Source organism: Pseudomonas sp. LY-1 (genome assembly GCF_053502595.1).
Genome location: NZ_CP094353.1, coordinates 3,606,936 through 3,624,279, shown reverse-complemented (window position 1 = coordinate 3,624,279; position 17,344 = coordinate 3,606,936). Strand labels below are relative to the sequence as shown.

Annotated in this window: 16 protein-coding genes; 1 reads left to right on the top strand and 15 read right to left on the bottom strand. The window is 62.7% G+C overall.

The genetic code is table 11. From position 1 onward, the window contains the following. Positions 1 to 491 precede the first annotated feature (491 nt). The 15 genes from MOQ67_RS16530 to MOQ67_RS16460 form a co-directional block, all read right to left on the bottom strand. Complete coding sequence (locus MOQ67_RS16530; protein ID WP_198717527.1) at positions 492 to 1,835, bottom strand: TolC family outer membrane protein; 1,344 nt, start codon at positions 1,833 to 1,835, stop codon at positions 492 to 494. Positions 1,836 to 1,858: 23 nt separating this feature from the next. Beyond that, a complete protein-coding gene (locus MOQ67_RS16525) occupies positions 1,859 to 3,376 on the bottom strand; it encodes a DHA2 family efflux MFS transporter permease subunit (protein WP_017849070.1) in 1,518 nt (505 codons plus the stop codon). Further along, the gene (locus MOQ67_RS16520) at positions 3,373 to 4,440 is read right to left on the bottom strand and encodes an HlyD family secretion protein (RefSeq protein ID WP_046489549.1); all 1,068 of its coding nucleotides are present in this window, start codon (positions 4,438 to 4,440) and stop codon (positions 3,373 to 3,375) included. The genes MOQ67_RS16525 and MOQ67_RS16520 overlap by 4 nt, the downstream gene beginning before the upstream one ends. Before the next feature lie 16 nt (positions 4,441 to 4,456). After that, positions 4,457 to 5,257, bottom strand: coding sequence for a DUF3050 domain-containing protein (locus MOQ67_RS16515; RefSeq protein ID WP_017849072.1), 801 nt, complete (start codon positions 5,255 to 5,257; stop codon positions 4,457 to 4,459). A 59-nt stretch (positions 5,258 to 5,316) separates the two neighbouring features. Continuing rightward, entirely contained in the window at positions 5,317 to 6,273 is a 957-nt protein-coding gene (locus tag MOQ67_RS16510) for a fatty acid desaturase (RefSeq protein ID WP_198717529.1), read from the bottom strand. Between the two features lie 10 nt (positions 6,274 to 6,283). Beyond that, a complete protein-coding gene (locus MOQ67_RS16505) occupies positions 6,284 to 7,111 on the bottom strand; it encodes an SDR family NAD(P)-dependent oxidoreductase (RefSeq protein ID WP_017849074.1) in 828 nt (275 codons plus the stop codon). Next, a complete protein-coding gene (locus MOQ67_RS16500) occupies positions 7,108 to 8,250 on the bottom strand; it encodes an acyl-CoA dehydrogenase family protein (protein WP_017849075.1) in 1,143 nt (380 codons plus the stop codon). Before MOQ67_RS16500 ends, MOQ67_RS16505 begins: the two co-directional genes overlap by 4 nt. A gap of 3 nt (positions 8,251 to 8,253) precedes the next feature. Beyond that, entirely contained in the window at positions 8,254 to 8,697 is a 444-nt protein-coding gene (locus tag MOQ67_RS16495) for a type II toxin-antitoxin system RatA family toxin (protein ID WP_046489543.1), read from the bottom strand. A gap of 14 nt (positions 8,698 to 8,711) precedes the next feature. Continuing rightward, positions 8,712 to 9,971 (bottom strand): aspartate aminotransferase family protein, encoded by a 1,260-nt coding sequence (locus MOQ67_RS16490; protein ID WP_448675525.1) that lies wholly within the window; start codon positions 9,969 to 9,971, stop codon positions 8,712 to 8,714. Beyond that, complete coding sequence (locus tag MOQ67_RS16485) at positions 9,968 to 11,032, bottom strand: SDR family oxidoreductase (RefSeq protein ID WP_017849078.1); 1,065 nt, start codon at positions 11,030 to 11,032, stop codon at positions 9,968 to 9,970. The genes MOQ67_RS16490 and MOQ67_RS16485 overlap by 4 nt, the downstream gene beginning before the upstream one ends. Positions 11,033 to 11,215: 183 nt before the next feature. Further along, the gene (locus MOQ67_RS16480) at positions 11,216 to 11,944 is read right to left on the bottom strand and encodes a helix-turn-helix domain-containing protein (RefSeq protein WP_017849079.1); all 729 of its coding nucleotides are present in this window, start codon (positions 11,942 to 11,944) and stop codon (positions 11,216 to 11,218) included. A gap of 84 nt (positions 11,945 to 12,028) precedes the next feature. Then, positions 12,029 to 13,426 carry an isochorismate synthase gene (locus tag MOQ67_RS16475; protein ID WP_198717530.1) on the bottom strand — a complete coding sequence of 466 codons (1,398 nt, stop codon included), beginning with the start codon at positions 13,424 to 13,426 and terminating at the stop codon, positions 12,029 to 12,031. Beyond that, positions 13,423 to 13,728 (bottom strand): isochorismate lyase, encoded by a 306-nt coding sequence (locus tag MOQ67_RS16470; protein WP_198717531.1) that lies wholly within the window; start codon positions 13,726 to 13,728, stop codon positions 13,423 to 13,425. The genes MOQ67_RS16475 and MOQ67_RS16470 overlap by 4 nt, the downstream gene beginning before the upstream one ends. Beyond that, positions 13,725 to 14,495 (bottom strand): thioesterase II family protein, encoded by a 771-nt coding sequence (locus MOQ67_RS16465; RefSeq protein ID WP_284694040.1) that lies wholly within the window; start codon positions 14,493 to 14,495, stop codon positions 13,725 to 13,727. The genes MOQ67_RS16470 and MOQ67_RS16465 overlap by 4 nt, the downstream gene beginning before the upstream one ends. After that, a complete protein-coding gene (locus MOQ67_RS16460) occupies positions 14,492 to 16,147 on the bottom strand; it encodes a (2,3-dihydroxybenzoyl)adenylate synthase (protein WP_198717532.1) in 1,656 nt (551 codons plus the stop codon). The genes MOQ67_RS16465 and MOQ67_RS16460 overlap by 4 nt, the downstream gene beginning before the upstream one ends. A 222-nt stretch (positions 16,148 to 16,369) precedes the next feature. On the opposite strand from MOQ67_RS16460, the gene MOQ67_RS16455 reads away from it, so the two are divergent. Beyond that, positions 16,370 to 17,263 (top strand): helix-turn-helix domain-containing protein, encoded by an 894-nt coding sequence (locus MOQ67_RS16455; protein ID WP_017849084.1) that lies wholly within the window; start codon positions 16,370 to 16,372, stop codon positions 17,261 to 17,263. The last annotated feature ends 81 nt before the right edge of the window (positions 17,264 to 17,344 follow it).

The window sequence follows — 17,344 nt, the reverse complement described above, 5'->3', positions numbered from 1 at the left end:
GCCTTCAACTGCGGGTCACGCAAGTCTGTGGTCGAGGCATTGACCTTGGCGATGGCGTCACTCCAGATCGCCTCACTGCGCACCAGCCGGGCTTCCGCGTCGTCGAAACGCCCGCCGACGGTCTCGATGAACGCCGAGGACACGTTGGCGCTGGTACGGATTGCCAGCAGCAACGCGTTGTTGATCCCGTCGATTTGTCGCGAGGTACGCCCCAACTCGTCAATGTGCTCGTGACTGCGTACCGCCGACCGCCAGCCGTTCAGGGTCGAGAACAACAGTGCAATAACGAACAGCAGCAGCACCCCGATCATCCCGGTGCGAATTTTCAGATGGGCAAACATGGGCATACTCCGCAGACCACTTAAGTAATAGTGATCGTGCTATCCGCATTCACGCAGTGAACTTGAACGGCAGAAGTGGGAACCCGTTCGATTATCGAACCCTGAATTCAATGGCTCAGGTACATGGGCTGAATGGGGCGCGCACCGGGTTCAATCGAGCAGGCGACTGACCTCACGCAGACGCACGTCGTTCAGGTTCCCCGTCGACGCCAGCAGATTGAGCTGCGCGAGCAGAATCGCGTAGCGTTGCTGGGCCAAACGTTGCTGGGTGTCCGTGACTTTCTGCTGTGCGTCCAGCACCTCCGTGTTGATGCGCGCACCGGCCTCGAAGCCGTGGGTCACCGACGTGAGGTTGACCTGGCTGGATTTCAGCGCCTGCTTGAGCGCCTGGTATTGGCTCATGCCGCTGGTCACTTGCAGGTAGGCCTGGCGGGCCATCAGCCCGGCGCTGCGGCGCGCATCTTCGAGTTCATCCAGGGCTTTGCTCTGCAACGCATGGGCTTCGCGCACGCGGCTGCTGGTACGGCCGCCGCCATACAGTGGCACGCTCAGTTTGACCCCGACCACCGTCTGGTTATAACGATTCTCCGGCAGGGTGATGTCGTACACATCGCCGCCGACCGAGGCAAAACGGCCATGGGCGGCGATCAGGTCAAGCGTCGGCAAGTGGCCGGCTTGTTCCTTGTCGATGTCCATTTCGGCCAGGCGCTGGGCAATCTGCGCCCGCTGCACGGCGAGGTTGCCTTGTTGCGCGGTGGTGGCCCAGGCGCCGATCGCGGCGGGCACCGGAGCGCTGAATTGTGGCTCCTTGCCCGACCATGGGCGCGCCTGGGCGGCGGTCAATTGGGTGAGGGCTTCGGTGGCGATATCCAGCGCGCCGCGTGCGGCGATTTGCTCGGCGAAGGCCTGGTCGTATTTGGCCTGAACCTGTTCGAGCGCGTTGTGGGTGCTGGCGCCGTCGGCCAACAAACGCCGGGTGCGGTCCTGGCTCTCCTGCAGGGTTTGCAACTGTTGCGTGCGGGTGTTCAGCAGTTCCTGGTTAAGCAGTACGTCGAAGTAGGCGCGGGCGACACGCAGCATCAGGTCCTGGCGCGCTTGTTCGGTCTGCACCTCGCTGGCGCTGATCATCAGTTTGCTTTGGTCGTGGGCAACCACACTCTGCCAGCGCAACAGCGGTTGGGTGAGAACCACGGCATAGGCGTTGGTGTTATTGCGGTTGCGATGGTAGTCGGACGAATCCTCGGCATCGACCCACGCCGCGCCGCCGGTGACCGACAGGTCCGGTAACAGGTTGGCACGGCTTTGCGGTTCTTTTTCCGCGGTGGCCAATTGTTGCGCCTGTGCAGCGGCGAACTTCATGTCGTGGGTCAGCGCCTTCTGGTACAGCTGGTACAAGTCTTCCGCCGCCGCATTGGCCGGGCAGCAGGCGAGGCTGAGGCCGCACAGGAAAGTGAGCAGTGTGATCGGGTCGAGATGCAGCCCTGGAATACGCAAGGGGATGTGCTCCACTGGAGAAGTTATCGGCTGAGGGTGCTTCTGCGCATCATCAGCACCATGGGAACGCCGATGGCCATGACCGCGCCCAATGTGCCGAACAGCATGCTGAAGGCCAGCATTTGCGCTTGTTCACGCGCTTGCAGGTAAGGCATCAGGGCCAAGGCTTGTTGATGGCTTGCAAGGTTCAGGGACAGAAACAGCGGGTTGGATTCCACGCCGCCCCAGCCACTGGCAACCAGGCTGGACTCGGTCACATGCTCGGACAGCAGGCGATAGCGCTCCCACGAGAACCGCGTGAGCAGGGTCGCGGCAATGGCGATGCCGACGCTGCCGCCCAACTGGCGCATCAGGTTGAGCACGCCCGAGGCGCCCGAGATCAACGTCAGCGGCAGACGGCGCATGGCCAGGTTGGTCAGCGGTACGAAGATCATGCCCAGGCCCAGGCCGCGAATCACCAGGGGCCAATAGAGCGTGTCCGGGTTGCTGTCGAGGGTGAACTGGGTGTGCAGGAACATCGCGTAGCAGTACATGACGATGCCCAAGGTCACGAACACGCGCTCGTCGATCTTGTTTTCCTGGGACAGCTTGCCGATCACCAAGGTGCTGATAGCACTGGCCACCGCTCCGGGGAAAATCACCAGCCCGCTCTGGTACGCGCTCTGCGCCAGCAACGTCTGCAAAAACAGCGGCACCATGAATAACGTGCTGTACAGCCCGAAGCCCACGCAAAACGCGCAGATGCAGCCCATCAAAAACTCGCGGTTCTGAAACAACGCCACATTGACGATCGGGTTGGTCGCGCGCCGTTCCCACCAGAAGAACCCCACCAGGCTGAAGCTGCTGAGCAACAGGCAGGCAACCGTCCAGTTCGATTCCATCCAGTCCCAATGCTCGCCGCGCTCCAGCAGGATCTGCAGGCTGCCGACGCCCAGGGCCAGCAGGCAGAAGCCGCTGTAGTCGACGCTGCTGGGTTTGCTTTCATTGGCGGAATCGCCGATGCACAGCCAGCACAGCAGCAGGGCCACAGCACCGATAGGCAGATTGATCAGGAATATCCAATGCCAGGACAAGGTGTCGATCAGATAGCCGCCGACGGTGGGGCCCAACGTCGGCCCCATCATCACGCCAACGCCGTACAACGCCATGCCGCTGCTGACCTTCTCCTTGGGGAATACGTCGTAAATGATTGCTTGTGAAATCCCCAGCAACCCGCCGCCCGCCAAGCCTTGCAGTACGCGGAACGCCACCAGTTGCCAGAGTTCGGCGGAAAAGGCGCAGCCCACGGATGCCAGCACGAACACCGCCGTGGAGACCAGGTAATAAGTGCGCCGCCCGAACCAGGCCGACAGCCAGCCGCTGACCGGCAGGATCACCACGTTGGCCACCACGTAGCCGGTGGATACCCAGGAGATTTCATCGACCGACGCCCCGTAGGTGCCCATCAGGCTGGGAATCGCCACGTTGACGATGGTCACGTCGAGCAGTTCCATCATCGACACCAGCGTCACGGTCAGCGCAATCAGATACGGCGACTTCATAGCGTGTGGCTGCCGTGCTGTTGCGTGGCGACTTCGACGAAGGCGCTCATGCCGGGGCTCAACAAGGCTTTGTAGTCATCCGGCACGTCTTTGAGGGCAATCCTGACCTGGACGCGCTGCACCACCTTGGTGAAATTGCCGGTAGCGTTCTCTTGGGGCAGCAGTGAAAACTTTGCGCCGGTAGCCGGAGCGAGGCTCTCGACCACCCCGTCGAAAGCCTGCCCGGGAAACGCATCCACAGTGACCTTGGCCAACTGGCCGACCCGCACGCGCCCGACCTGGGTTTCCTTGAAGTTGGCGGTAATCCACAGCGGGTCGGTGGCAATCAGGCTCAACAGCTTCTGCCCGGCGACCACGAATTGGCCCGGCTCGACTTCTTTTTTCGAGACAATGCTGCGCACCGGCGCGGTCTGACGAGTGTCGTGCAGCTTGATCCGGGCCTGTTCCAGTTCGGCTTGCGCCGCCGCGATCCGGTAGTCCTGCACTTTCAGTTCGGCTTTGTTGGCCAAGGTGCTTTGCGCGGCAGCCTGGGCATTGCCGCGTGCCACTTCCTGGGCGTGGCTCAGGGCGTCGAAACGCGCCTTGGCCACCTCGAGATCCTGAGTGCTCAACACCCCTTGCGCGCCCAGGCGGCGGGCGCGCCCGTAGTCGTTGCGCGCCTGCTCCAGATTGGCGCTGGATTGTGCCAGCGCCGCTTGCGCCGCCTGGCGCATTGCGACCGCGCCGAGGACCTGGCTGTCCAACGCACCCGGACCGCCGCCGCGCCCTGCGGCGGCAAGCAACGCCTGCCATTGCGCCTCACGCTGCTCGACCTGGTATTGATATTCGCTGTCGCGGATCTGAAACAGCAGATCACCGCTTTGCACCGTGAGGTTGTCTGTCACCGGCACGCTCATCACCACGCCCGAGAGCTTGGCGCGCACCGGAATGATCACGCCATCGAGCTCGGCGTTATCGGTACTCACGTAAGCGTTGGAATACTGCCAACGCTGCCAGCCGAGCAGCAGTAACCCACCGACCACAACGCCGCACAGTGTCAGTTTTATCAATTTACCTTTGGTCATGTCCTGCTCCCTGTGGTCATGCGAGGCTTAGGCACTCAGGGCGGTCCGTGGCGTGTTGCGCTTTGTGCTGCAGGAAGTGATGCACGCCATCCCACAAATCGATGCGCGATTTGATCGCGGTCTTGGCGCTTTCGACCATGTGCTGGTGCTGCACAGGGGTGGTGACGATTTCAGCGATGATGCGTTTAGCGGCCGGGCCGTGATCGTCGCCATCCATTTCGATGTGGCGCTTCAAGTAATAGGTGAGCATCGGCACCTCGGTTTCGCTGACCGACCATTGCGACAGCAGGCGTCCGAACATGTCGGGGATGATGTCTTCACGGCCAAAGAAGAAGTACGCCAACACCGCTTCGGTGGTGCCGTGTTGCGCCACATCGAGCGTCTGGCACATGAACACTTTGGCCGCCAATGGGATATCGCGGTCGCTGAGGGCCTTGGCCAGCGGTTCCTTGGCCTGGATGGCAGCGAGGAAACGGCGGAATACCGAGCTGTCGGCGCCGATTTCATCCATGGCGGTCAGGTACAGGTCCAGGTGGCTGATAAAGCCGCCATCGGGGTGTTCGTCGGTTTCTTCGCCGACCACGATTTCATTGATCAAGCGCGCCGCCGTGATATGCGTTGGCGGTACCCACGGCAACTCCACACAGGTGAGGTCGCGCTGGATGCGCTTGAGCAGGGTCATGAAGTCCCATACGGCAAACACATGAAATTCCATCAGTGTGCGTACATCTTCAACGGTGCGGATATTGGCGAAAAGCGGGTGGCCGAATAACTGGGCGCGCTCGGTTTCAATGTGGCGGTCGATATCAAAAGGCATAGCTGCTCCTGCGGCCTGACGGTTCAGGCCAAAATCCATGGGAAAAGCAAGGGGACCGTTCAGTCGTTCAGCGTGTCGCCACGGTAAGGATGGCGACCGGAGGCGTACTTGAAGGACGGTATGAAGCGTGTCTCCAGCAGGTATTGCCGGTCTGCATACCACCCCGCGTCCAGCAGTTGGCGGTGGACCTTGGGCAGGCGCCAGCACGGCACCGCTGGATAAAAGTGATGTTCCAGGTGAAAGTTCGCGCCGGCGTGCAGCCAGGTGCTCAGGCGCGAGGTACGCGAGCGGGCAGGGGGCTGGTCATGGCCCTCGCTGAAGGCATGTTCCTGATAGGCATTGACTGCCGAGAGCAGGAACGCAACCGCCAGGCTCAAGGCAAACCCAAGCAGCAGCCCGTCGATCTGCCACAGGGCGACCGCGTACACGCTCAACCAGCCGACCTGGCACGCGATATTGCAGCGCGCCAGTCGTCGCACCTGGGCTGCGCTCAAAGGCGAAGGCAAGGGCGATGGGCTGACCGGCGGGCCGAAAGCCAGGCGCAACGTCGCCTGCAGATAGTTCGAGGTGGCCATCAACCGTGACAGCGCAAGGCGGCTAAACAGGCTCCGATAACGCGAGAAGTGCCGATAGTCCGGGTCCTGTTCGCTGTTGCTGTAGCGATGGTGTTGCCAATGGTCGACGAAGTAACCGGTCACGCAGAATCCAGGCAGCAACGAACTGGTGAGAATGCCCAGGTAGCAACTGTGCATAGGCCTGCTGCTCAGGTTGAAGTGGAAACCTTCATGCCCGAGGATCGCTTGCAGAAACCACCCGTACCCGGCCAGCACCCAAAGGGGCGAGCACAGCAACACCCACAGGGTGGCGGCCGTGTTCGCCACCCACACAAACAGCGCGAGGGGCAGCAGGAAGAGGCACAAGGCGTAACCGATGATCAACAGGGACTCACCCGACCGGGCCTTGAACAAGGCGCGATCGAGGCGGACCTGAGGCTTGCTGTGGAGTTGTCTGGCCATTGGCAACGCGTTACTCGATCAGTTCAGGTTTGAGCGCGAGGTGCCCGCCGCGGGTCAGCGTGCGCAGGCGCAGGGCGATAAAGGCGTCGACCACACTTGGTGCGATACGCGCGGTGTACATGGCCAGCGTGCCCATAAAGGTCAGCCCGCGGTTGCGCAGGCCGTCTTTTTGGCAGGCGCGAACCAGGCCATCGGCGGCGGCATCGAGTTTCTCTTCGAGAGACAGCAGGGTCCTGTCACCCCACATGAACGTCACCAGGCGCTTGACCGACAAACCCACGCGCTGGGCGGGCAAGTGAATGGCGGTGTCGATAAAGCCCGGGTACACGGTGACCACGTCGAGCTGCCCGCGATATTGCATGCGCAGCACGTCCGAATAAGCACTCAGCGCGCGTTTGCTGGCAGCGTATGCGGCCACATAAGGCGCGTTCACCAGGGCAAACAGCGACGACACGTTGACCACTTTGCCGCGCTTGCGCAGCAACCCCGGCAGGAACCCGGCCACCAGTTGCCATGGCGCGAACAGGTTCACATCCACCGCGCGGGTGACTGCGTCGGTGACGCCGGTTTCACCGCGTTCCAGGGTCAGGGTGCCGGCGTTATTCACCAGGATATCGATGTCGCCGAAGTCGGTGCTGATGGCACCAATCACCTGCGCCAGCGCCGTTCGGTCACACAGGTCGACTTGATAAAACCCATCCAACAACCCGGGCTCTTGTGGCGCAAGAATGTCCAGGCCGATCACGGTGGCGCCCTGTTTTTTCAATGTGCAGGCCGCCGCGTAACCGAGGCCGCGCGCGGTTCCGGTGATCACGACGATTTTTCCGAGCAGGTTCATGGGTGCGCTCCGGCGATGCTGAAGGTTGAGTGGGACAAGTAGGTGTCGAGGTTGCTCGCCATCGAGATCTTCGCCGGCGGGTGAAACTGCAGGCCACGGCAGGCCATCAACCAGTTCGAACTCTGGTTGCTGGTGATAAACGCCATCCCACCGAGCATGGCGTGGGCCTGGTCCGAAAGCTCGGTGAGCAGTTGTTCGATGCCGTAGCGCACCAGCAGCAGGCGGGCCAGCACGTTCGGCAGGTCCTGCGGGTTGCGTTCGATATCCAGCGCCGCGCCTTCCAGCGCACTGATCGCCAGTTGCAGCTGAGCCGCCAGCTCCACGCGGTGATGGGGTGTCCAGCGCCCGGCCTCGATCACAGACTCGACCAAACCGGCGCAGGCCCCCACGTAGGACGCGCAAATCAACAGCTCGAACCAGATGAAACCGACGGTTTGCACGTCGCCCAACAGGTGTTTGTAGCCGGCGGAAAACAACATGCGTTCGGGCACGAAGACTTCGTTGAGGCGCACCTCGATGCTTTCGGCGGCGGCCAGTGCGCTGTTCTGCCAGAACGGCGACCGCGTGATGCCCGGTGCATTCGCCGGAATCAGTGCGACCATCAGCTCTTCGCCCTCGGCGGTCTGGCGGGTGTAGCTGGCGGTGAGCAAGTCCATCGACTGACCCAGGCAGCAGGGCTTTTTGCTGCCGCTGAGCAATACACCTTCAGGGGTTTGCAGCGCCTGCATGTTCGAATCGAGAATGCCGGCGCCCGAGTTGCCTTCGGCAAACCCCGAGGACAGCAGCAAGCGCTTTTGTGCGACCGCCGCCAACAGCAAACCTTCGGCGCCGCCGCCGTTCTGGGTGAGGGCCAACAGGCTCGCCACGGAAAACTGATGCATGGTGCTGGCCACCGCCAGCGAGGGTGAACGCGCGCCCAGGGCGATCTGCACATGCACGGCATCAAGGATGCCCGCGCCCAACCCGCCCGCGGCACGATTGACCAACAGGCCGACCGGCCCTTGTTGCTTGAACAGGGCGATGACTTCGCTAGGCGGCGCTTCGCGTTCGGCGAATGCGATGCTCGCCAGGCGTTCGTCAAAACCTGGGGCGTAGCTGTGCAGCAAGGCACGCGAGCGATTCAACAGTGAAAGGGACATGGTTCAGGCCTTCAAGTAACTCGCCGGGAACAGACCGGTGATGATCGAGTGAATGTTGTCGCGGATGGCTTTGTGGGCCACGGGGTCGAGCATGTCGGCGAGCATCGGCAGGCCCAGGTCAAAGCGCGACGCGAAGGTGATGACCGCGTCTTTGCCGTCCGCCAGTACTTGCCAGGTGCCGGAGAAGTGATCGACATCGCCGCTCATTTGCTCGAAGTGGATTTCCCGGGTCTGGGCATTGAACGTGTCACGCTCCTGCCACTTGAGAATGCCGCTGTGGAAATTGACTTCCCAGGAGGTGAGCGACACCTGGTCGCTGACCTTATTGATCGTGATATTGCGCACCGACTCGCACAGCTCGACGTAGTTGCTGAAGTCGCTGATCACGGCAAAGACTTCATCAGCGCAGGCACTGGGGATGTGGGCCAGTACGTTGACTTCTTGCATGGGGGAAACTCCAATCAAAGGGATGGTATTGAGGTGGTCAGCGCGTGGGCGAACCCCTCGATCAACCGATTGCAATCCTGGGCTGTCAGCAGCGGGGAAGGCGTGAGCCTGACGACCCGGTGGTCATTGAGCGAGTGGCACACAATGATTTGCTGTTCGATCAGGGCCATGACCATGTTCGCGGCGACCGAGGCGTCGCTGAATTCAAAGCCCAGCAACAAGCCGGCACTGCGCAACTTGACGCGCTCGGCCAGGCCCCTCTGCTGCAACAGCGCGCTGAAGCGGGCGTGCAGGTCCTGGCCCATCAGCCGGGCACGTTCCACGAGGTCTTCCTGCACCATCACTTGCAACGTGGCCTGCACGGCCGCCATGGCCAGCGGGTTGGCGCCGAAGGTCGAGGTATGCACCGTGGGGTTGCGGTTGAACGGCGCGTAAATCGCCGCGCTGGCGACCATGGCACTGACCGGCACGCAGCCACCGGACAGGCTTTTGCCCACCAGCATGATGTCGGGCACCACCTGTTCCTGGTCGCATGCCCACCAATGGCCGGTACGGCCCATGCCGGACTGGATTTCGTCGATGATCAGCACGGCGCCGTACTGGTCGCACAGTGCGCGGACACGTGTCAGGTAGCCTGGCGGCGCGAGGATCACACCCGCTTCGGCCTGGATCGGTTCGAGAATCACACAGGCCTTGTCCGGCGAAGCGCGCAATTGCTGTTCCAGCGCGGCGCTGTCGCCGAAGGGGACGAACGTGCTTTCACTGAGCAGGCCGCTGAACGGCTCGCGGTAGCTTTCGCGGCCGGTGACGGCGAGTGCGCCGAGGGTCTTGCCGTGGAAGCCGCCGAGGGTCGACAGCGTGCGGCGGCAGCCGTTGAGCCGGGCGAGTTTCAGGCCGGCTTCGGTGGCCTCGACACCTGAGTTGCAAAAGAACACATAGTCCAAGTTGCCAGGGCAATGCGCAGCCAGGGCTTGCGCGGCGAAAGCCTGTTGCGGGTTGAGCAACAGCTTGCTGGCCAGGGCGTTTTGCTGCAGCTGCCGGGTGACGGCCGCCACCACCACCGGGTGGCCGTGGCCGAGGAAAAATACGCCATAGCCGCCGGCATCCAGGTACTTGCGGCCTTGGCTGTCGTAGATATAAACGCCATGGCTGGACTGTTCGATCGGCAAATTCATCAACGACGCGAGGCGCGCATACCCTGAATTCACGTGCTGGCGGAAGTACTGGTCGACCTGTGCGGCGTCGGCTGCGGGTTCGGTAAGAAGCGGGTTCATGCGACTGACGCCTGTGCGACGGTTGGCATCGGCTGCTTGAGCATGCGCGTCAACGCGCCCAGCTTGGGCGCCAAGTGGTTGAGCGAGAGCAGTAACTCACGGCTGACATCCCGTGCGCTGAACGCCGGTTCGCCGAGCAACTCAGGGAGTGACGTGGGCAGCGGGGTACGCAGGCAGGCATAGCGACACAGCTGGTTGGCGCGGCCCAGCGCGGCCTGGATATTGCCGGTCAGTGCCGGGAGGAACACTGGGCGGATCAGCCGCTCATAAATATCCGGCGCCATGCAGCGCGGCCGGGTGAAGGCTTGGGCCTGGGCTTCCATGGATTGGCACATCAGGTCCAACAGGCCGTTGAGATCAAGCGCCTGCGGGCCGCTGGTGAGAAAATAGTCTGCGCCGATCAAGCGCTGGCGCAACGCGTTGGCAATCGCCCGCGCCGCCACGTCACGGGCGATCAAGTCGATATACCCGGCAGGCGGGCAGGGCACGATAGGCAGCACGCCGGACATCATCAGCCCCATGGTCATATGAAACCCCTGGAAGTTGGGCATGTGCCCGCTGTCCGAGTCGCCGATGATGATGGAGGGACGAAAGATCGAAACATCGATACCTGCCGAGCGCACCAGCGTTTCAGCCTGGCGCTTGGCGACTTCGTAAGGCGTTTCTGCTTGCACGCCTTCGTAGTAGTCGCACGGATGGGTGAAGGCGGTGCTGATGTGGTAAAGCGGCACGTTGGCTTGCTGGACAAAGTTCACGACGTTTTCGGTGCCGAGGTAGTTCACCGAAAAGATCTGGTCGATATCGCCATCCATGCGGGTCACCGCTGCGGCGTGGATCACCCAATCGACACGCTTGAGCAGCGCTTCATAAGCGCCGACGTCCAGCCCCAGTCGCGGGCTGCATATATCGCCCTTGAGCACCTCCACTCGCGGGTGGCGAATGCGGCTTTTACGCGCCAGGCATACCAGGTCAAAGTCCTCTGCCAGGCAGTCGATCAGTGATTCACCGAGTACGCCTGAGCCCCCCGTGAGAAGGACGGTTAATTTTTGCTGTTCTGACATGTAGGACGCTTCCTGCGGACTCATCGAAAGAATTAACGGTGCGTTCCGCCAAATCCCGGGCACGGATACCCCTGGCGAACACTCTTGCATTCACTGTCGGTAGCGCTGAGGTGCTGTGTAAGGCCGGCAATCAGCGCTTATCGTTTTCGCGAATAAGATGCGATCGATATTGGCTTTTTGATATCAATGCGTCTTGAACGAAACGCTTGTCTTTCGCAAAACCCTGGCAGCGGTGCGGGGCGTCATGCCAATCATGCGGCGCATGATGCGGGCCAAGTGCGCCTGGTCGGAAAAGCCGCCGTCGGCGGCGGCATCCGACAAGGTGGAACCGTCAGCGAGGGATTTGGACGCGCGCTCGAGTTTGTTCCAGATGATCCATTGGGACAGCGACACGCCCATCTGGTGCGTGGCGACATAGCGCAAGCGCGGGCTGGACAGGCCGACCGCACTCGCGGCGCGGCTGACGGAGCCCGGACCGTCGCGGTCCAGGCGCAGAATGTTCAAGGCCTTGTAGAGGCGTTGGTCGATGGGCGACGTAATCGCCAGCAAGCGCCCCAGCGCTTCCACAAACTGAGACAGGGAGCTGGAGTGGCGAAAGCACTCGAGCAGTTCGTCACTGGCCAGGGCAATGCCATTGTCTTGCAGCAACGCGTTGAGCGCACGCCCCAACGGGGTATCCGGGTTGACGTAGACAAAGGCCACCGGATGAATGTCGGGCACGGCACGGTGCTCGACATTGGGCCCGATGATCACGCCGGCCGCGCGGATCGACTGGCCGGGCAGCTCCAGGGTGACGGGCTGGTGTACGCCGATGCACAGCTGAATGGCAACATGGGAGTGGGCAGTGTTCTGATCCGCGCGGCCAATGTAGCCGGCCCATGAATCACCAAAGGTAACGTTGCCATCCCACATGTAAGGTCTTCCTGACTCAGAGGGTGAATTTTCCGTGTGCAGGGTAGGCCTGCGCCGGACTTGATTCAAGCATCGGGCAGCGGGTTATACCTGCAACGCGGCGCGCATGCCCGCCAATTTGATGCAGGTTTCGTCGTATTCGCTGGCAGGGTCGGAGTGTTCGACGATGCCACAGCCGGCAAATAGACGGGCTTGGTTGCCGTTGAGCAAGGCGCTGCGCAAACCGACGATGAATTCGCCGTTGCCGTGGGCATCCAGCCAGCCTAACGGCGCTGCGTACCAGCCACGGTCAAAGCCCTCGAATTGGCGAATATGCTCCAGCGCCTGGCCGCGCTCATGGCCGCCGACCGCGGGCGTCGGGTGCAGGACTGCGACCATGTCCAGCAAACTGCTCTGCGGGCGCAGTGCGCCTTCGATCAGCGTCGCCAAGTGCTGCACGCGGCTGAGCCGCTTGATGTGCGGCGCCGGGGGAACGTGCAACGGGCGTACCCAGGGCGCCAGGTCACGCTGAATGATCTGCACCACCACGGCGTGCTCATGCTGGTTCTTCTGGCAGTCGAGCAGCGTTTGCGCCAGTTGCGCATCCTGCTCCGGGCAGGGATCGCGCCGGGCTGTGCCCGCCAGCGCGAGGGTTTGCAGGTGACCGTTGTGCAGTTTGACCAGGCGCTCCGGGGAGGCGCCGATAAAACACGCGTGGTTGCGTCGAAACGCAAACAAGTACGCCGTGGGGTCGTTGATCGCCAGGGCAGCCAAGGTGCGCCCGGCACTGATAGGCCGGGAAAATTCGCTGACCACTTCCCGCGCCAGCACCACCTTGTTCAACGCGGTGTCGCGCAACACGTCCAGGGCATGCGCGACTTTGCTTTCCCAGCAGGCCCGCGGCAGGCTCTGGTCGCGGGTGTGCTGCCGTGCAGCCGTCGAGGGCGCGCCGCTGACGTAGCGATCCATCAGCGTGTTCCACTCCTTCAGTACGTGCTCGCAACAGCAACGCGCCGCATCGCTGGGCGCGACGCGCTGTTGGCACACCAGCCAACAGTCTGCACCGTCGCGCACCAGCAATAGCGTCATCAGCCACAGGGACGCATCGCCAAAACCCTGCCAGGCGGGGCTGGCCTTGACCTGATGATCGAATCGAAAGCCGCCGCACACCGAAGGCGCCAGCGGGCCGTGTATCACTGCGCTTTGCAGCCAGTGTCGCCATTGCGCGTCGACCGAGGCAAAACGCTGTGTGCCCGCGCTGCTCAGCTCCGCCGCCACCCCCCAGCCGAACAGGCTTTTGTCGTCTTCCGGGGCCCGCCAGAACAGGCACTCGGCGCCAGGTTGGTCGACGCTGCCAAACAGCGCCAGCAAGTCCAGCGGGGCGATCCTCATCGAGTAACTGGCCAACACCGGTTCACCTTGTTCGACGGCACGCCGCTGGGCGTGCTCGAACACCTCGGTCATCTCCTCGGCATGGGCGTGCAACTGTGCAAAGGCCCTCATGCCAGCGTTCTCATCGCGCGCCAGTGCAACACTTGCTGGCCGATGTACCAATGGATGATCTGGGCAAACAGGGTTTCGACGAAGTGCGGGTCCAGCCCGGCCTGCTCGGCCCACTCGCGGCGTTGCGGGAGCATCTGGGCAACACGTTCGGGCGCGGCGATGCTGCTTTCGGTCGGCTTGAAGCGCGCGGCGGCTTTGACGTAAGCCATGCGTTGGCGCATGAGGTCGATGATCTGGTGGTCCAGTGAGTCGATGGCGTGACGGAGGTCCTGCAGGCCATCACAGGCGTCGGGGGTTTTCATTGACAGGTTTCCTTCAAGGAGGGCGATGGGGTCGACAGCGTCGCGACGATGGCGTCGATGAGTGCCTGGCGCTGCTCGACCAGGTAAAAATGTCCGCCTTGCCAGCGCTGCAGGTGCAGTGGCTGGTGGCTGGCGGCTTGCCAGGCCATGGCTTCATCAAGCTCGATTTCCGGGTCTTGCTCGGGGTAGAACACCCCGATGCGGCTCTTGAGTGGCCGCGGTTGCGCACAGGTGTAGGTTTCAACGATGCGGTAATCGTTGCGCAAGCCGGGCAGGAACAGTTCGCACAGGGCCGGGTTCTCCAGCAACGCATTGGGGCGCTCGGCCAGGCGCCGCACATCGTCCAGCAAGGCCGCGTCGGGGCCCAGGTGCAACTGCCCGCCGCGTTGGCGCTGCGGTGCCGGGTGGGCGGACACGAACAGGTGGTCGACGGCGATTGCCCGTTGTTCCAGGCGCGTCGCCACTTCATATGCCACCACCGCCCCCAGGCTATGGCCGAACAACACCAGCGGCCGGTCGGCGTAACACGACAACGCGTGCGCGGCACCGTCGGCGAGGCGCTGCATGTCGGTCAGGCACGGCTCGCTGAAACGGTCTTCGCGGCCCGGGTATTGGATGGCCAACAGGTCGATGTCGGCGGGCAGGGCGTGGACCCAGTCGCGGAAGAAACTCGCACTGCCCCCGGCATGCGCGAAACACACCCATCGCCAGCGTGGCATGGGCGTGAGTCGATAAGCGCGTACCCAGCGTTCGTCGTGCAGGTTCACGAAGCGGCACTCTGCAGCCAGGCCTGGCGCAGGCGCTCGCGCAGGTCTTTGCGGCTGACTTTGCCCACGCCGGTGTGCGGGAAGTGTGCGACGAACTCGATACGGTCCGGCACCTTGAACGCCGCCAGGCCGTGGCCGCGCAGGTAATGCTTGAGTGCGAAGGCCGAGGGCGCCGGGTCACGGGCGACGATAAAGGCACAGGTGGATTCGCCGAGCACCGCATCCGGCATCGCCACCAGTGCGGCGTCGTGTACCTGGGGATGGCCGATCAGCAGGTTTTCTACTTCTTCGGCAGCGACTTTTTCACCGCCCCGGTTGATCTGGTCCTTGTCACGACCTTCGACCACCAGGTAACCGCCGGCGGTGCGCCTGACCCGATCACCGCTGCAATAGAATCCATCGGCGGTGAACGCCCGGGCATTGTGTTCGGGCAGGCGATAGTAGCCGCGAATGGTGTACGGGCCGCGCACTTGCAGTTCACCCACTTCACCCTCGGGCACCAGTTGGCCCTGTTCATCGACAATGCGTACTTCGTCATCGGCGCTCAGCGGACGGCCCTGGGTATGCAGCAGCAGATCCGGGCGATCATCCAGGCGGGTAAAACACAACAACCCCTCGGCCATGCCCAGCACTTGTTGCAAGGTGCAGCCCAGCGTCGGCGTGACCCGTTCTGCCGCGCTGCTGAGCAATTTCGCACCGCCCACTTGCAGCACGCGCAGGCTGGACAGGTCGGCCTGGCGCTGGTCCTGGGCGTCCAGCCAGAGCATCGCCAGCGGCGGCACCAAGGCGGTGACGGTGACCCGCTGCTCGCTGATCAGCGCAAAGCAGGACTCCGGGTCCGAGCGGCGCGTACACACCACGCGCCCACCGGCCAGCAGGGTGCCGATCACACCCGGGCAACACAGGGTGAAGTTATGCGCCATGGGCAACGCGGTGAGGTAAACGGTACGCGCATCCAGCTCGCAGACTTCGCTGCTGGCGCGCACGTTATAGAGGTATTCGGCGTGCCACCTCGGGATCAACTTTGGCGTGCCGGTGGTGCCTCCCGACAGCTGGAAACACGCCACGGCGTCGGCGCGACCGGCGTCCCGTTCCAGCGGCGCGCTGTTGTAAAGCTCACTCAACGCAGTGAACTCCTGCGCATCGCCGTCGATCACCACATGGCGCAACAGCGGGTTGGCAGCGGCCAGTCGGCGCGCCATCGAGCGGCAATCAAAGCCCTCCAATTGAGCGCAGCCGATGTAGGCCGAGGCCTGGGCAAAGCCACAAAAGCCGCCGATCTCATGTTGACGGTGGGCGGGCAGGGCGAGGATCGGCCGGGCGCCCAGGCGGAACAACGCAAAGCACACTTCGATAAACGCAGCGCCGTTGGGCAAATGCACCAGCACATTGTCGCCCTCTGCGATCCCCAGCGCGTGCAAGCCGCCAGCCAGGCGCCGACAGCGGTCTGCCAGGCTGCGGTAATTGAGGTGCAAGGGGCCGTCGGTTATCGCAATGGCCGATGGGGTGCGCGCGGCGACCGTATCGAGGGCCTGAGCGAAGGTCTGGTCTTGCCAGTAACCGGCCTGGCGGTAGCGTTCGGCGAACGCGGCAGGCCAGTCGGGCGCGTCGCCAACGCTGTCTGAATCGGGTGCGCAGGTGTGCAATGACATGGAATCCCCTATTTGTAGAAATAATTGGCTACAAACATCTAAATGAGATCTATTATCATTGTCCTTCGCCGAGCGCTTCTCAACGCCAAGGCTTTCGGACCTGTGACTTTTTCATTAGATGAAATACACAGCGGCTATAAACAGGGAGGTTTACGGTTTAAAAGCCTCCTCCTCATTCAGGTCAGGCCCCGCGTAATGGCCTCAGGATCAAGGGAAAACCCAATGACTATTACGATCATCGCCCCCAGTCGACAAGAGACGCAGGCCGAACCCAAGGGCAACCAACCCGGAACGGTCTACCTGGACCCGCACATGACCCTGGTCACCGGCACGTTGTGGTCAGACAGCGAAAACTGGGTCGAGGACCCGCTGGAGCGCGGCCTCAAGTTGATTCTGGTGCAAAGTGGCGAGCTGTCGTGCCGCATCCCCGGGCACAGCGAGCAGTCGATCAAGGGGCCGAGCCTGTGCACCATCGTCAACGACGGCGAGTTCACCTCGTCGCAGATCTACGGCACCACCACGCCACTGCGCTACACCATCGTCCAGCTGGACCTCGAATCCCTCGACCGCCATCTCGGCCTGGCCCCGCGCAAGCTCCTCAGCAGTGGCGGCGGCGACCCGTACATGATGGTGCGCCCGGCTCCGCGCGCGATGCAGGCACTGGCCACGCAAATTGCGACGTGCCCGATGCAGGGCCCGAGCCGCTCGTTGTACCTGGGTGGCAAGGCGCTGGAATTGACCGCGTTGAGCGCGCAGTTCCTGCTCGGTGAGCGCGGGCAGCCGGAGCATAAGCTGCGCATCACCTCGTCGGATGTGGAGCGTGTACACGCCGCCCGGGACCGTCTGGTGCGCTCGCTGCTCGAACCGCCCAGCCTGAACGCCCTGGCCAGTCACGTGGGCATGAGCCCGCGCAAACTGACGGCGGGGTTTCGCAAAGTGTTCGGTACCAGCGTGTTCGGCTACCTGCACGAACATCGTCTCAACGAAGCCCACCGCATGCTCAGCGACGAGGAAAGCAATGTGTCTACCGTCGCCTACGGCGTGGGATTCAGCCCGGCGCATTTTTCCATCGCCTTTCGCAAACGCTACGGTGTATCGCCCAGCGAAATCCGTTGATCACGGCACGGTGTCTCTGAATCGAATGAAAAGGCCTGTTTATCTAAAGCCCTGAGCGCTTTCTGAAAAACCGCTTGCGAT